Origin of the sequence: Lactiplantibacillus daowaiensis (assembly GCF_005405085.1) — a bacterium.
In the GTDB taxonomy this organism is placed as follows: Bacteria; Bacillota; Bacilli; order Lactobacillales; family Lactobacillaceae; genus Lactiplantibacillus; species Lactiplantibacillus daowaiensis.
The window spans coordinates 29,445-45,211 of sequence record NZ_BJDJ01000020.1; the positions used below are offsets into that span (position 1 = coordinate 29,445).

15 protein-coding genes and 1 other annotated feature are annotated in these 15,767 nt (G+C 44.4%); all 15 genes read left to right on the top strand.

Annotated elements, in window-relative coordinates; translation table 11 throughout:
• Window positions 1-32 precede the first annotated feature (32 nt).
• The 15 genes from murD to FFM75_RS11615 all read left to right on the top strand — a co-directional run bounded on the left by murD (window position 33) and on the right by FFM75_RS11615 (window position 15,767).
• Window positions 33-1,412, top strand: coding sequence for a UDP-N-acetylmuramoyl-L-alanine--D-glutamate ligase (gene murD, locus FFM75_RS11545; protein ID WP_137629314.1), 1,380 nt, complete (start codon window positions 33-35; stop codon window positions 1,410-1,412).
• Window positions 1,412-2,506, top strand: a complete 1,095-nt coding sequence (murG, locus tag FFM75_RS11550) for an undecaprenyldiphospho-muramoylpentapeptide beta-N-acetylglucosaminyltransferase (RefSeq protein WP_137629315.1) — start codon at window positions 1,412-1,414, stop codon at window positions 2,504-2,506. Before murD ends, murG begins: the two co-directional genes overlap by 1 nt.
• 28 nt (window positions 2,507-2,534) lie before the next feature.
• Entirely contained in the window at window positions 2,535-3,410 is an 876-nt protein-coding gene (locus FFM75_RS11555; protein ID WP_137629316.1) for a cell division protein FtsQ/DivIB, read from the top strand.
• Window positions 3,411-3,532: 122 nt separating this feature from the next.
• On the top strand, window positions 3,533-4,891 hold the full coding sequence (gene ftsA / locus FFM75_RS11560; RefSeq protein ID WP_137629317.1) for a cell division protein FtsA: 1,359 nt from the start codon (window positions 3,533-3,535) through the stop codon (window positions 4,889-4,891).
• Window positions 4,892-4,918: 27 nt separating this feature from the next.
• Window positions 4,919-6,217: a cell division protein FtsZ gene (gene ftsZ, locus FFM75_RS11565; RefSeq protein ID WP_137629318.1), complete on the top strand. Its 1,299-nt coding sequence runs from the start codon at window positions 4,919-4,921 to the stop codon at window positions 6,215-6,217.
• 23 nt (window positions 6,218-6,240) lie between these two features.
• Window positions 6,241-6,666, top strand: coding sequence for a cell division protein SepF (locus FFM75_RS11570; protein WP_137629346.1), 426 nt, complete (start codon window positions 6,241-6,243; stop codon window positions 6,664-6,666).
• Between the two features lie 32 nt (window positions 6,667-6,698).
• Complete coding sequence (locus FFM75_RS11575; protein ID WP_137629347.1) at window positions 6,699-6,953, top strand: YggT family protein; 255 nt, start codon at window positions 6,699-6,701, stop codon at window positions 6,951-6,953.
• Between the two features lie 18 nt (window positions 6,954-6,971).
• A complete protein-coding gene (locus tag FFM75_RS11580; RefSeq protein ID WP_137629319.1) occupies window positions 6,972-7,757 on the top strand; it encodes a YlmH family RNA-binding protein in 786 nt (261 codons plus the stop codon).
• A gap of 19 nt (window positions 7,758-7,776) precedes the next feature.
• The gene (locus tag FFM75_RS11585) at window positions 7,777-8,478 is read left to right on the top strand and encodes a DivIVA domain-containing protein (protein ID WP_137629320.1); all 702 of its coding nucleotides are present in this window, start codon (window positions 7,777-7,779) and stop codon (window positions 8,476-8,478) included.
• A gap of 32 nt (window positions 8,479-8,510) precedes the next feature.
• Window positions 8,511-8,722, top strand: a binding site (T-box leader).
• Between the two features lie 67 nt (window positions 8,723-8,789).
• The gene (gene ileS, locus FFM75_RS11590; RefSeq protein ID WP_137629321.1) at window positions 8,790-11,588 is read left to right on the top strand and encodes an isoleucine--tRNA ligase; all 2,799 of its coding nucleotides are present in this window, start codon (window positions 8,790-8,792) and stop codon (window positions 11,586-11,588) included.
• Window positions 11,589-11,911: 323 nt separating this feature from the next.
• Window positions 11,912-12,910 carry a diaminopimelate epimerase gene (dapF, locus tag FFM75_RS11595; RefSeq protein WP_137629322.1) on the top strand — a complete coding sequence of 333 codons (999 nt, stop codon included), beginning with the start codon at window positions 11,912-11,914 and terminating at the stop codon, window positions 12,908-12,910.
• Window positions 12,911-13,053: 143 nt separating this feature from the next.
• Window positions 13,054-13,614, top strand: a complete 561-nt coding sequence (locus tag FFM75_RS11600) for an NUDIX hydrolase (RefSeq protein ID WP_137629323.1) — start codon at window positions 13,054-13,056, stop codon at window positions 13,612-13,614.
• Window positions 13,607-13,837: a hypothetical protein gene (locus tag FFM75_RS11605; RefSeq protein ID WP_137629324.1), complete on the top strand. Its 231-nt coding sequence runs from the start codon at window positions 13,607-13,609 to the stop codon at window positions 13,835-13,837. Before FFM75_RS11600 ends, FFM75_RS11605 begins: the two co-directional genes overlap by 8 nt.
• 19 nt (window positions 13,838-13,856) lie before the next feature.
• Window positions 13,857-14,552, top strand: coding sequence for a 5'-methylthioadenosine/adenosylhomocysteine nucleosidase (locus tag FFM75_RS11610; protein ID WP_137629325.1), 696 nt, complete (start codon window positions 13,857-13,859; stop codon window positions 14,550-14,552).
• A 51-nt stretch (window positions 14,553-14,603) separates the two neighbouring features.
• Window positions 14,604-15,767, top strand: a complete 1,164-nt coding sequence (locus tag FFM75_RS11615) for a cysteine desulfurase family protein (RefSeq protein ID WP_137629326.1) — start codon at window positions 14,604-14,606, stop codon at window positions 15,765-15,767.

Below are 15,767 nucleotides of genomic sequence, written 5' to 3' on the forward strand. Positions count from 1 at the left end.
ATTTAAAACAAAATTTAGGGAGATCTTGGTATATGAAGTCGGTTGAACAGTATCGCAACCAAAAAGTATTGGTATTAGGTTTAGCAAAAAGTGGGATGAACGCCGCGCGTTTACTTCACAAGTTGGGGGCCTTTGTGACCGTCAATGATAAGAAAGATTTTGATAATAATCCTGATGCCCAAGAATTATTGAGCGATGGCATTAAAGTGATCACTGGGGGACACCCACTATCACTGTTAGATGAAGACTTTAAAGTGGTGGTTAAAAATCCCGGGATTCCATATACAAATCCGATTGTTGCGGGGGCAATTGCCAAGCACATTCCAGTGATTACTGAAGTTGAATTAGCCAGTCAAATTTTGGCTGGTGAATTGATTGGGGTTACTGGGACGAATGGTAAGACGACCACGACCACGATGATTGCGATGATGTTAAACCAACGCCAAGCTGCCGGTAAAGCTTATGTTGCCGGTAATATTGGCGTACCCGCTTCAGCAGTAGCGCAAAAGGCGACGGCCGAAGATACGATGGTGACGGAGCTCTCTAGTTTTATGCTATGTGGGATTCAAACGTTACATCCACACATTGCCGTATTAACGAATATTTATTCGACCCATTTGGATTATCATGGGTCACGTGAAAATTATATTAAAGCCAAGATGCGCATTACAATGAATCAAACGGCGGATGATTATTTCGTGGTTAACTGGGATTCTGAAGAATGGCGTGGCTTGAGTGAACAATCTAAAGCCCAAGTCGTCCCATTTTCACGCCAACATCAGACTGAAGCTGGCGCGTACGAAAAAGATGGACAATTATTCTTTAAAGATGAATATATTATGGCTGCTAAAGACATTAAGATTCCTGGGGATCACAATGTTGAAAATGCGTTGGCAGCCATTGCGGTAGCAAAAATTTCTGCCGTACCGACTGCCGGAATTGTCCAAGTTTTGAAGACCTTTTCCGGTGTTCGTCATCGGACACAATATGTCGAAACCTATGAGGGACGGCAATTTTATAACGATTCTAAAGCAACCAATTTAGTTTCAACTGAGATGGCCTTGAAAGGGTTTGATCAACCAGTGATTTTATTAGCCGGTGGGTTGGATCGTGGCAATACCTTCGAAAAGTTGGCACCAGCTTTGAAGGATCACGTTAAAGCAATGTTGGTCTTTGGTGAAACGGCGCAAAAGGTCGCTGATGCTGGGAAATTAGCTGGTATTCAGACGATTAAGTTTACCGAGAACTGCGAAACCGCTGTGCCGTTAGCTTGGGACTTGAGTGCGCCTGGTGATATTATCATGCTCTCACCAGCCAATGCGAGTTGGGACCAATATCCGAATTTTGAAATTCGGGGTGATCGTTACATTAAAGCGATTGAAAAATTAACTGGAAAGGCGGAAGAAAATTAATGCGATTGATGATTTCTGGCGGTGGGACTGGTGGCCATATTTACCCAGCCCTAGCGTTAATTGATGCCTTAAAAGCGCATGATCCAAAAGCCGAAGTATTGTACGTTGGGACGCACCGCGGTTTGGAAAGTCGAATCGTACCTGAACGTGGGATTGAGTTTAAGACGATTAAGATTCAAGGGTTCAAACGCTCATTATCACTGCAAAACTTTAAGACGGTTTGGCTCTTTTTAAAGAGCGTCGGTACTGCCCGCAAGTATATTAAGGCGTTTAAACCGGATGTTGTGGTCGGTACCGGTGGTTATGTTAGTGGCGCGGTCGTTTTTGCGGCCAGTCAGATGCATATCCCAACGGTTATTCATGAACAAAACTCCGTTGTTGGGGTCACCAACAAATTTTTGAGCCATTTTGTGGATAAAATCGCGATTTCATTTGAAAGTGCGCGTGACCAGTTTCCGGCTAAAAAAGTTGTTATGACTGGTAACCCGCGGGCCCAACAAGTGGCTAACATTCAAAAGACGGCAGCCTTGCAAGCGTTAGGTTTAGCCGACGACCAACCAACGGCACTTATTTTTGGCGGGAGCCGCGGCGCCGCTCGCATTAATCAAGCGACTTTAGCAGCGGTGCCAGAGTTAAACCAACGTGATTATCAAACCTTGTTTGTCACCGGTCAAGTGCACTATGACAAGTTGATGGCTGAACTTGGTGAGATGCCTTTAGCTGACAATGTCAAGATTGTCCCGTATATTAAGAATATGCCGGCAATTTTACCAGAGATCGCGGCAATTCTTGGGCGTGCTGGTGCCACAAGTATTGCTGAAATTACGGCATTGGGAATTCCGTCTATTTTGGTTCCAAGCCCTTATGTGACTAATGACCATCAAACTAAAAATGCTCAAAGTTTAGTTGACGCTGGTGCGGCCAAATTAGTCAAAGAAGCTGATTTGACGGCAACTAGTTTACTAGCAGCGGTTGATAGTTTGATGTTACATGCAGATGCACGTCAAACGATGGCTGCAAATGCGAAGAAGTTGGGGATGCCCGATGCAGCTGATCAATTGCTGCACGTCTTAGAAACCGCAATTAACCGCTAAATTAAATTTTAAGTGAAAGGGTGGGCGTATGGCCTTCTTTAAACGGCAACCAAAAGATAACCGACCCCTTGATCAGCTAACCCCCTGGGAACGCTATCAACGCCAAGCGGCCGCCAACCACCAAGCGGAAGAAAAGCGGCATTTTAGCTGGTCAGGAAAGCAACTCCGGATTGGCGATAAGTTACCAAAACTAAAATTGCAACGGCGCAAATTAGTCACTAAGCGCGCCACCTTATTGATTAGTTTATTTCTGGTTGGCATGGTTATCGCGGGATATTTTATCTCACCGTTCAGTCACGTCCAAACCGTCCATGTGACTGGGACCGAACAATTGACGGCCCGTCAGGTTCAAACCGCAACTAAAATTGAGCCGGGGACGTCGATCTGGGCAGTGATTGGCCACGATACCACAACGAGCCAGCAAGCACGCCGGACAAATCAACAAATTGGGTCAGTTAAAACGAAGCTGGTCGGTTTAAACACCGTCACAGTAAAGATTCATGAGATTCGCATTGCCGGTTATTTAGTGACTGGCGACACCTATCAACGAGTCCTTGAAAATGGGACGATTATGACTAGCAAAGTTAGCCAACCTAGTGGCACTTATCCAATCTATGCTAATTTCAAAAGTGGGTCACGACTACAGACGATGATTAAGCAATATGCGAAGTTGCCAGCAGCTGTGAAACACAATATTTCTGAAATTAAGTTTACCCCGAACAAAGCGAATCCCGAACGGGTGCATTTGTATATGAACGACGGGAACGAAGTTTATGCCACGATTACGACGTTTGCTAGCAAAATGAGTTATTATGCGGGGATTGCTGCGAAGATGAAACAGGCCGGGGTCATTAACTTAGAAGTCGGTGCTTATTCATATTCGTTTAAAAAGTCGCATAATTGATGAGAATGCCGGTTTAGACCTTTTTAAAAGCGCTGTATCTATGGTAAACTAAGGGATAATTGGATATGTTAACAAAATCTTTGGATATTTATGTAATGTAATTACTAGGAGGTTCCTCTATTATGGATAATTCAGGAATTTATGTCGGACTTGATATAGGGACCACCTCAATAAAAGTCATTGTTGCTGAACGTGTGAAGGGACAAATGAACGTTATTGGTGTGGGAAGCGAACGTTCTAATGGTCTGAGTCGTGGGGTGATTGTCGATATCGACAAAGCGGCCTCAGCGATTCAATCAGCGGTACGCCAAGCTGAAGAAAAAGCAAGTATCGAGATAAAAAAGATCATCGCGGGTGTACCTGCTAATTTAGTTAAAATTGAACAATGTCGTGGCATGATTGCCGTGGCTGATGAATCAAAAGAAATAAATAACGAAGACGTGCAAAACGTGGCTGCAGCGGCTTTAGTCCAAAGCTTACCACCCGAACGCGAAGTCCTCGATGTCATTCCCGATGAATTTGTCGTTGATGGCTTTGATGGCATTAAAGATCCCCGTGGCATGGTCGGGGTGCGGCTCGAAATGCATGGCACGTTATTTACCGGGCCTAAAACCATTATTCACAATACGCGTAAAGCGATTGAAAAAGCTGGCTTGCAAATTGAGCAAATCATTATTGCACCGTTGGCTTTAAGTTCGCTCGTGTTAAACGATGGTGAACAGGATTTCGGTTCGATTATTGTGGATATGGGTGGCGGTCAAACGACTGCGGCCGTCATTCATGATCATCAACTGAAATACACGACCGTTGATCAAGAAGGTGGCCAATATATCACCAAAGATATTTCGGTCGTTTTGAATACGTCGATTGAAAATGCCGAAAAGCTCAAACGCGATTACGGCTATGCTGATGCGCAACAAGCTTCAGATGAAGATGAATTTCCAGTTGAAGTGGTTGGTCAAAGTACGCCAACGCAAATCAGTGAACAATACTTAGCAGAAATTATCGAAGCACGTTTGGATCAAATCTTTGATAAAATCAAACAGCATTTGGATGAGATTCACGCCCTTGATTTACCAGGTGGTGTGGTCTTAACTGGTGGGGTGGCGGCCTTACCGGGTATTACGGACTTGGCTAGTCAAATTTTTGGCACCAATGTGCGGACCTTTATTCCGAACCAAATGGGCTTAAGACATCCGTCATTTGATGAGGCGCTAGCTGTCATTAAATATCAAGCGGCCTTAAGCGAAGTCGCGTTATTAGTTAAAAGTGCACTCACCGGGGATACTCGGGCGAGCGTGGCCTTGGACTTTTCAACGCCCAACGCGCAAACGACCACGGCGAACAGTCAACCTGTTCAACCGCAAGCAGCGCCGACGACCCAAAAACAACTTAAAAAACAACCTGCGAAAAAGCAGGATCCAGATCATGAAAGTGGCATCGATCGGTTCAAGAGTTTCTTCAACCACTTTTTCGATTGATTGGATTAGAATGACGGAGGAAAAATTATGGAATTTTCTTTAGATTCAACCCAGAATTCAGGGGCTAATATTAAAGTCATCGGTGTGGGTGGCGGTGGTGGCAACGCCGTCAATCGGATGATCGCTGAAGACGTTAAAGGTGTCGAATTTATTGTTGCCAATACTGACGTTCAAGCCTTACAAACATCGAATGCAGAAACCAAGATTCAATTGGGACCTAAATTGACGCGTGGTTTAGGTGCTGGTTCCAACCCAGATGTTGGTTCTAAAGCAGCGCAAGAAAGTGAAGAAGCCTTGACTGAAGCCTTACAAGGTGCCGACATGGTCTTTGTTACCGCCGGAATGGGTGGCGGTACTGGTAACGGGGCGGCCCCAGTTGTTGCTAAAATTGCCAAGGACTCAGGTGCTTTAACAGTCGGTGTTGTCACACGGCCATTTACGTTTGAAGGGCCTAAACGGGCGCGCAATGCTGCTGAAGGGATTGCGCAAATGAAGGACAACGTTGATACGTTGATCGTTATTGCCAATAACCGCTTACTTGAAATTGTAGACAAGAAGACCCCAATGATGGAAGCCTTCCAAGAAGCCGACAACGTGTTACGTCAAGGGGTTCAAGGGATTTCTGACTTAATCACGTCACCTGGTTACGTTAACTTGGACTTTGCTGATGTGAAGACTGTGATGCAAAACCAAGGGTCAGCATTAATGGGTATCGGTTCAGCTAGTGGTGAAAACCGGACTGCTGATGCAACGAAACAAGCGATTTCATCACCATTGTTAGAAGTTTCTATCGATGGTGCCGAACAAGTCTTGCTCAACATCACGGGTGGTCCCGACATGTCCTTGTATGAAGCACAAGCTGCTTCAGATATCGTGTCACAAGCTGCAACCACTGATGTCAACATTATCTTTGGGACATCAATTGACGAAAGCTTAGGCGATGAAGTTCGTGTAACCGTCATTGCGACTGGGATTGATCAAAAGCGTGAAGAATTAAAAGAAACGACGCATAGTCGTAGTGAAAAGGCACAACAACGTGGTGGGATGTTCAGCACCCCAGCTGATCAACCAAATAGTGCTGCTAGTCAAGCAACGACTAGTTCAGAAGCACCAACTAACACTAATAATGATCCGTTTGGCAATTGGGATATTCGGCGTGAACCAAGCAGTTCACGACCAACCCACAATAATAGCCAAGAATTTAAAAACGTTGAAAAGACTGACTTTGATGTCTTTAATGACAATAGTCAAGCTGATGATAGTGCTAATGATGACCGTGGAGACTCATTAGATACGCCGCCATTCTTTAAGCGGCGTCGCAAGTAGCCAATTGAAGGGAAGCGATAATGATGGCCGGACGTTTTCTAAGTAAGTTTTTTGATGTTGGTGACGACGATGACTTAAATACGCCGCCAACCAACTCGCAACCGACGCGTGATGTGCCGAACCAAACGGCCGGGATGTCAGCGAACCCTAAAATTGTCCCAATGCAGGGTGGTAAATCTGTGAATAGTAAGATTGCTTTATTTGAACCGAAGATTTATTCGGATGTCAAAGAAATTGCGTCACAATTACTTAAAAATCAAGCGGTGATCGTGAACTTTGATCACGTTGATGACCAAATGGCCCGTCGCATCGTCGACTTCCTGACGGGGACGGTCTTCGCCATTAATGGTGAAATTGAACGGATTGGTGATGAGATTTTTCTCTGTATTCCAGAAAACTATGAAGTTTCTGGCAGTACCACTAGTCAATTTAATCCCAACAGTTTATAAGATAAGGAGTGATAGCCCTGTCATATTTGTTCATGATTATTGATCGGTTATTTCAGTTGTACCAAATTGCACTGGTCATCTATATTTTAATGTCCTGGTTCCCAGGCGCTTATAATACAGCAATCGGTCGCTTTTTAGGTCGCATCTGTGAACCATTTCTAAGTATCTTTCGGCGTTTCATTCCGGCAATTGCGGGATTGGACTTTTCACCAATCATTGCGTTTCTGGTCTTGGAATTTGCGGAACGTGGATTGTACTATTTATTAGTTAGCTTGAACTTACTTTAAAAGAACGAGGATAGTATCGTGAATGATAATTTAAAACAGCATTTTCGCGATAGTGAAGCCCCATTTATTGAACAGGTGACGAGTTGGCTGCAACAAGCAGCTGACCAGTACCGGCCGATTTTAACGGCATTCTTGAATCCACGCCAAGTATACATTGCACAGACGATGGTCAATCAGCTTGATGATGTGCGGATGCGTGCCAATGGTGGTTATCCAAATGCCGAGCTAAAACGGGTCTTGTTTTATCCAGATTACTACGAGCCACAAGCAGAAGACTTTCAATTAACGTTGTTTAACGTCGTTTATCCAATGAAGTTTGCCACGTTAAAGCATGGTCAGATTCTAGGCACATTAGCCAATTCTGGTGTTGAACGCGACGTTTTTGGCGACATCATTTCAGATGGGTCAACTTGGCAGTTTTTCTGTGAAAGCGAAATGGCCGACTACTTCAGCGACCAAATTGATCGTATCGGCAAGACCAAGTTGCATTTGACGGCTGAGCCATTAACGGCGGCCGTCGATGCCCAAAATGATTGGGAAACCATCACCACAACAGTGAGCTCATTGCGCGCTGACAGTGTGATTAAGGCAGCCTTTAACTTGTCGCGGCATCATGCCAAGGAAATGGTTGAAGGGGCGCATGTCCGGTTAAACTGGGCTGATTTAAAGAAAGCCGATTATGAACTGGCGTTGCTTGATATGCTCAGTGTCAACCATTACGGTCGGGTGCGGTTAATGGAAATTGGTGGCGAAACTAAGAAAGCGCGGTTGCGAATTACTTTAAATATTATTCATAGTAAATAGATATTGGAGGAAATTTAGTATGGTGTTAAGTCCTGATGACATTCATAACAAAGAGTTTTCCACGAAATTACGTGGATACAATATTGATGAGGTAAATGATTTTCTTGAACAAATTATCAAGGATTATCAAATTACCCTGAAGCAAAATAAAGACCTCCAGGAACGTTTGGACGCTAGTGAAGGCAAGTTGAAATACTTCAACGAATTGAAAGATTCATTGAACCAATCAATCTTAGTTGCCCAAGAGGCCGCTGACAAAGTTAAGACGAATGCTAAGAAGGAAGCGGATATTATTACCCGTGAAGCCCAAAAGCAAGCGTCTGATATTGTGAGTGAAGCCACTGACAAGTCCAACCAGATGATTGACGAAGCATCACAAAAGGCCAAACGATTATCTGTTGAAACGGATGATTTAAAGAAGCAAACGCGGGTCTTCCGCCAACGGCTCCAAGTTATGCTTGAATCACAACTAGAAGTGGTCAAAAGTAAAGACTGGGACCAACTATTAAGCGAAACCGATACCTCTACTTATTCAGAAATTCAACATGTCTTGAAGGAAGACGACCTTGACAACGGGGCAAACGCGAGCGTAAACTCAGAAGCAACCGCTGAAATTACCGATGCAGCTGCTGGTGAAACCCCAGTTGCTGACGGTGGCGACCAAGGTCAACAACAAACGGTTGTAATTTTCCCTGATGATGATGTTGACTCGGCGCAATAAGTCGACTAAAATCAGAGGTACAAATTAATTTTATTAATATTTTGAGGAGAACAGTAAACAAGCCTATTAAACGCTCAGAGAGCCGCGGTAAATGCGAAGTGGCCGTCCCTGATAGACTTGCAGATCATCTCCGAGTGTCGGCTTGAAAGTAGTAGGGTCGACCGGCTCATGACCGTTAACCATGCTAAGAGAGAATCTAAACAATTCTAAAATTGGGTGGTACCACGATAACTTCGTCCCTTGCTGGACGAAGTTTTTTTGTACCCAAAATTTAGGAATTGATTATGATAAAAATTTTAAGGAGTGATCAAATGCGCGTTAAAGAAACGCTTAACCTCGGTAAAACCAAGTTTAAAATGCGTGGTAATTTACCAGTTAAAGAAGCTGAACGTCAAGACGTTTGGGCAGAGAACAAAGTTTATGAACAACGGCAAAAGTTAAATGAAGGTAAGCCAACCTTTATTTTGCATGATGGCCCCCCATACGCCAATGGTGACATTCATATGGGACACGCGCTTAATAAGATCACGAAAGATTTTATCGTGCGTTACAAATCAATGAATGGGTTCCGCGCACCATACGTGCCTGGCTGGGATACGCATGGTTTACCAATCGAACAAAAATTACAACAAGCTGGTTATGACCGTAAAAAGATGTCGACCAATGAATTCCGCGAACTTTGTCGCGAATATGCGCTAAAGCAAGTTGATCGTCAACGCGAAGAATTCAAGCGCTTAGGGGTTGCTGGTGAATGGGATAACCCATACTTGACCTTAAAGCCAGAATTTGAAGCTGCTCAAATCCGGGTCTTTGGTGCTTTTGCCAAACGCCACTTGATTTATCGTGGTAAGAAGCCCGTTTACTGGTCATGGTCATCTGAATCAGCTTTGGCCGAAGCCGAAGTTGAATATCATGATGTAACCTCACCATCTGCTTTTTATGGTGAAAAAGTGGTTGACGGTAAAGGTGTCTTAGATGATGACACTTATATGGTCGTTTGGACCACGACGCCTTGGACGATTCCGGCTTCTGAAGGGATTACCATCGATGCTAGTTTTGACTATGCGGTTGTGCAACATAGTGGTGATGACCACAAGTACGTATTAGCTGCGGAATTAGTTGATGAAAATGCGGAACGCTTCGGTTGGGAAGATGTTAAAGTCTTAAAGACCGTTAAGGGTGCTGAGTTAGACCGCGTTATTTGCCAACATCCATTCGATGCTGACCGCAAGTTAGTGACGATGCTTGGGGATTTCGTTACCTTAGATGCTGGGACCGGGTTAGTGCATACCGCGCCTGGTTATGGGGAAGATGACTACCGTATCGGGATGCAATACGACTTGCCTGTCTTTGCACCAGTGAACAATCAAGGTTACTTGACTGAAGAAGCTGGTCCTGACTTTGCGGGTGTCTTCTATGACGATGCAAACAAAATTGCCTTGGATAAGTTAAAGGATGCCGGTGTGTTACTCAAGTACATGCCATATGAACATAGCTATCCATTTGACTGGCGGACTAAAAAGCCAATCATCTTCCGGGCAACGCCACAATGGTTTGCCTCGGTTGGTGATATGCGTGATGAAATCTTGCATGCCATCGATGATGTGCAATTCTTCCCAGAATGGGGCCAAAAACGGCTTCACAATATGATTCGTGATCGTGGTGACTGGGTCATTTCACGGCAACGGGTCTGGGGTGTGCCACTACCGATCTTCTATGCTGAAGATGGGACGGCGATTATGTCACCTGAAACCATTAATCATGTTGCTGACTTAGTTGGCAAATATGGATCAAATGTATGGTTCGAACGCGATGCTAAGGACTTATTACCAGAAGGTTATACCAATGAACATTCTCCACATGGCGAATTCACTAAAGAAGACGACATCATGGATGTTTGGTTTGATTCTGGTTCCTCACATCAAGGGGTCTTAGCTGAACGCGATTACCTCACTTACCCAGCTGACTTATACTTGGAAGGCTCTGACCAATATCGTGGCTGGTTTAACTCAAGTTTGATCACGAGTGTCGCCGTTTCTGGTCAAGCGCCTTACAAACAAGTCTTGTCACAAGGGTTCACCTTGGATAATCAAGGCCGGAAGATGAGTAAATCATTAGGCAATACGATTGCGCCAGCTGAAGTGATTAAACAAATGGGTGCGGAAATCGTGCGTTTGTGGGTTTCTTCGGTTGATACCAGTTCTGATGTGCGGGTTTCAATGGAAAGCTTTAAGCAAGTTGCTGATGGCTACAAGAAATTCCGGAACACCATGCGGTTCATGTTAGCTAACACGGCCGACTTTGATCCAGCAACGAACCGGGTCGCTTTTGACGATTTGGCAACGGTTGACCAATACATGGCAGTTCGGTTGAACAGCTTCGTCGCTGAAGTTAAAGATCATTATGACCATTATGACTTCTTGGACATTTACAAGTTGTTGTTGAACTTCTTGACCGTCGACTTGTCAAACTTCTACTTGGATGTTGCCAAAGATATTATGTACATTGATGCCGAAGATAGTCATTCACGGCGTTCAATGCAAACGGTCTTCTATGACACCTTGGTTGCGTTAACGAAGTTATTCACACCGATGTTGCCACATACGACTGAAGAAATCTGGCCATTCTTGAAGGAACCAGAAGAATTTGTCCAATTGACTGAAATGCCAACTGTTCAAACTTATGCTAATGCCGACGCATTAAATGCTAGTTGGCGTAAGTTCATGGACTTGCGGAGCAATGTCTTAAAGGCTTTGGAAGAAGCCCGGGACGCCAAGTTAATTGGGAAGTCATTAGAAGCTCATTTAGACTTGTATGTTGATGCTGAAACGCAAACCATGTTAGATAGCTTGAACACGAATGTGCGTCAAATGTTGATGGTTTCAGCTTTAGATTTACATGCTTTAGCTGATGCACCAGCTGATGCGGAAACATTTGGTGATGCGATGGCCATCAAAGTTAGCCATGCTGAAGGGGAAGTTTGTTCACGTTGTCGGATGACGAAGACTGATGTTGGTAGTGATACTGCTTACCCAATGTTATGCGCGCGTTGTGCCGATATTGTGCGGACGAACTATCCAGAATCAGTTGATGCTGGTTTGGAAGCTTAGGCTTTTATCTGATTAAAATAATGAAGCGTTTGGATGTCGAATCTAGACGCTTCTTTTATTTTTGCCGTAAAGTGAGTCGTCCGCTAAACGGCCCAGTTGACTGGTCCCAAGCCTGACATCGCCTGTTCATTACAATCAATTCTAGGCTGAAACAGTCATGGTCGTTTAAGCATTAGTCATGGTCGTTTGTGACTAACTTTCGGTATTTTAACTAAGATAACGGTTACAAGTGGGTGTTTTAGTCCTTGGTAATTGAATTATTGCTAAAAAGTAAGTATGATAGTGAAGTAGCGAAAATGAGATTATAAATAGATAGGATGCTGATGGCAGTGAAAATGATCAAGGTGCATGGCTCCGGTAATGATTTTTACTTATTGGACCAAACGCAATTTCCAGAACCACTAACGGATGCTGGGTTAAAACAACTGGCAATTAACATTTGTAAACGCGATGGCGCAGGCCTCTTTGAAGGGGCAGACGGTGTCTTGGTCGTTGATAAATCAGAACATCCCGGCGCTTTAGGTCGGATGCGGGTCATTAATGCTGACGGGACTGAAGCTAGCATGTGCGGGAATGGGTTACGGACGGTTGCCCGCTATCTCGGCACCCAAAACAGCCGTGACGCGTTCCGGGTTCAAACCATGTATGCCGATTTGAAAGTTCAAGCTGTGGCTGATTTTGCTGAACATGTCCCAGCTTTTAGTGTTGAAATTTCACCAGTTTCATTTGATGCCCAAACGTTGGGGATGCATGCTAATCATGAAGCCGCAACAATCATCAATGAAAAGATTCCGGCACTATCAGATACATTAAAATTCTCCGCAGTTGCGGTGCCTAATCCTCACTTGATTACGTTTGTTGACCATGAAACTTTAATGGGGCCAGAACTTGGTCGTATTGGTAAGTGGATGAATGATGGTCAAAACAGTATTTTCCCAGATGGGGTTAACGTCAGTTTCGTTGAAGTGCTCGGTCAAAATTCAATTTTTGTTCGGACCTTTGAACGTGGGGTCGGGTTCACCAATGCTTGTGGCACGGCCATGTCAGCCTCATCATTAATGTACGTCTTATTACATCAAGAAAGTACCGATTTTAATCAAGAAATTCATGTGACGAATCCTGGTGGGATGGTCAAAACGGTCGTTCATCAAGGCGCCGATGAAGAATATTGGATGGAATTGATCGGTAATGCCACCTTTGTCAAGATCGTGACCTTACCATTAGAAGAAGCATTAGCGGCTGATTACAGTCAAGCTAGTGTGACGGTAACGGGAGAACAAACCGCTTACGAAAACTTTGTTGAAACGTTAACGACGGCTTAATTATTGTAGCGTTGACTGGTCGGCTGACTGGTCAGCGTTTTTTTGTTGGTTAAGATTTTAATATATCTTGACCGAAAATTGCATTCACTCGTAAAAATCGGTATCCTTATTTTAGAATGCAGGGATACAGGAGGTTTTAGCGGATGGTGCTTAAAGAACAAGTCGAAAACCGGACGGTCGTTTATCAGGGTCAAATCATCCAAGTTGAACGGCAACAAAGTCGGTTGGCTGATCAAACGCCAGTTGTACGTGAAGTTGTTCATCATCAACCGGCGGTAGCCGTGTTAATGTTAACCACGCAAGCGGAACTATTGTTGGTCAAACAATGGCGGGCGCCGATTGATGACGTGACATTAGAAATTCCCGCCGGTAAGATTGAAGCTGGTGAAACCGCCGATCAAGCTGCGGTTCGGGAACTAAACGAAGAAACGCGGTTAACTGCGGCCAAACTGACCAAGGTGACGAGTTTCTACACGTCACCCGGGTTTACCGATGAACTGATGACGTTGTATGTGGCAACCGGGCTATCACCAGTGACGATCGTTTTACCACAAGATACCGATGAACGGATTCAACTCGTTACCATGACGTTGCCGGCAGCTTTAAAAGCTGTTTCCGCTGGAGAACTGCCTGATGCGAAAACTGTCATGGCCATTTGGTACTGGCAAAATCATCCCGAGTTAGGAGGGACAGCCCATGGCTGATGACAATAGTCGGATGACCCGTCATCAATATCATCATCAAGATAGTGATGATGATGCTGAAACAACTACTGGCGGTTCGACCCGCCAAGCGTATGCTGCCGAAAACAATCGGACATTAGAAGAAGCCAAGACCAAACGACTCGGTCGCAAATTGAACTGGGTTATCTTAGGCCTAGTGTTAGCAATTATTATCGTCTTTTTAATCTTATTTTTAACCCCATAGGAAAGTAGGCAATTATTTAATGAAATTCGGAATTATTTGTGCAATGGCTGAAGAACTTAAAACCTTGCGAGAAGCGTTACAAGATGAAGAAATCAAGCCAGTTAAAGATATTACTTTTTATGAAGGCACTATCGACAATCAAGCCGTGGTCTTAGTGCAATCAGGTATTGGTAAAGTTCAAGCTGGGATGACAACGGCATTTCTGATTGCAGATTTTGACGTTGATGTCGTCATTAACTCGGGTTCCGCCGGTGGTATTGGTCAAGGGTTGGCAGTCGGTGATGTGGTCGTTGCCACGGCCACAGCTTATCATGATGTTGATGCGACCGCTTTTGACTACGAGTATGGTCAATTGCCACAACAACCATTGTATTATGAAACAGATGCTAACTGGGTGAAACAAATCGTCAGTGCGGCGGAAGCGACTGGGTTGCATGCTAAAACTGGGCTAATCGTTTCTGGTGATCAATTTGTCGCTGGCAAAGCTGCTACTGATAAAATTTTAAGTCATTTCCCAGCTGCCTTGTCTAGTGAAATGGAAGGGGCGGCAGTTGGTCAAGCTTGTCATCAATTTAACACACCATACGTGGTTGTTCGGGCGATGTCTGATGTTGGTGATGAAGATGCTGGGGTCAGCTTTGATGAATTTATCTTGGCGGCCGGCAAGCAATCCGCTGCAATGCTATTAGCTTTATTTGCGGCTCAAAATAAGTAAGTTCGCCCAACCAATGGGGCGACGATAATCTGTGAAGAAAGAAGTATTATAATGAAGCAAGTGTACCTAGATAATGCCGCGACAACGCCCATGGCGCCGTCCGTGGTTGATACCATGATGGATCAAATGCAACATAACTTTGGCAATGCATCGAGTACGCACGCGTTTGGCCGGGCTGCGCGCGAAGTTTTAGATGATAGTCGGCATGTGATTGCGCAAAGTATCAATGCGCAAGATGATGATATTATCTTTACAAGTGGTGGGACCGAAAGTGACAATACCGCCATTATGCAAACTGCCTTAGTCCGCCAAAATTTAGGTAAGCATATTATTACCACGGCGATTGAACATCAAGCAATTTTAAAGTCATGTGCAGCGTTAGAAGAACAAGGCTTTGAAGTGACTTATTTACCAGTTGATGAAAATGGTGATATCAGTTTAGCTGATTTTAAGGCCGCTTTACGCCCAGATACCATTTTAGTGTCAATTATGATGGGGAACAATGAAGTGGGTTCACACATGCCAATCCATGAAATCGGTGAAATTTTAAAGGATCATCAAGCTTGGTTCCATACTGACGCTGTGCAAGCTTATGGGTTATTAGACATCGATGTTGAACGCGACCACATTGATATGTTGTCGACTTCAGCCCACAAGATCAATGGGCCGAAGTTCTTAGGCTTCTTGTACAAACGCAATGGGGTTAACTTCCCTAGTTTGATCAAGGGTGGCGAGCAAGAAGACAAGCGCCGTGCCGGTACTGAAAATGTCCCAGCAATTGCGGGCTTTGCTAAAGCCGTCAGCGAATTGACGGTTGCAGAAAAGGCGCATCGGCAAAGTAAGTATCATGACTTCAAACAATATGTTGTTGACCAATTAACGGCTAACGGGGTCGACTTTGAAGTTAATGGTCAATTAGGGGATAATAACTTGCAGCATGTCTTGAATCTCTGGATCAAGGGTATTTCCACTTACACGATGCAAACGAATTTAGATTTAGGCGGCATCGCGGTTTCAGGTGGTTCGGCATGTACGGCCGGGAGTTTGGAACCATCACACGTTTTGATTGCCATGTTTGGTGAGGATTCACCACGGATTGGCGAATCAATTCGGTTGAGTTTTGGGCGTTATACAACGACCGCAGATTTAGACCAATTTGTTGCGGTATTAACGAAGACCGTTAACCGCTTGTTGAAAAAAATAAAGGAGGACTAG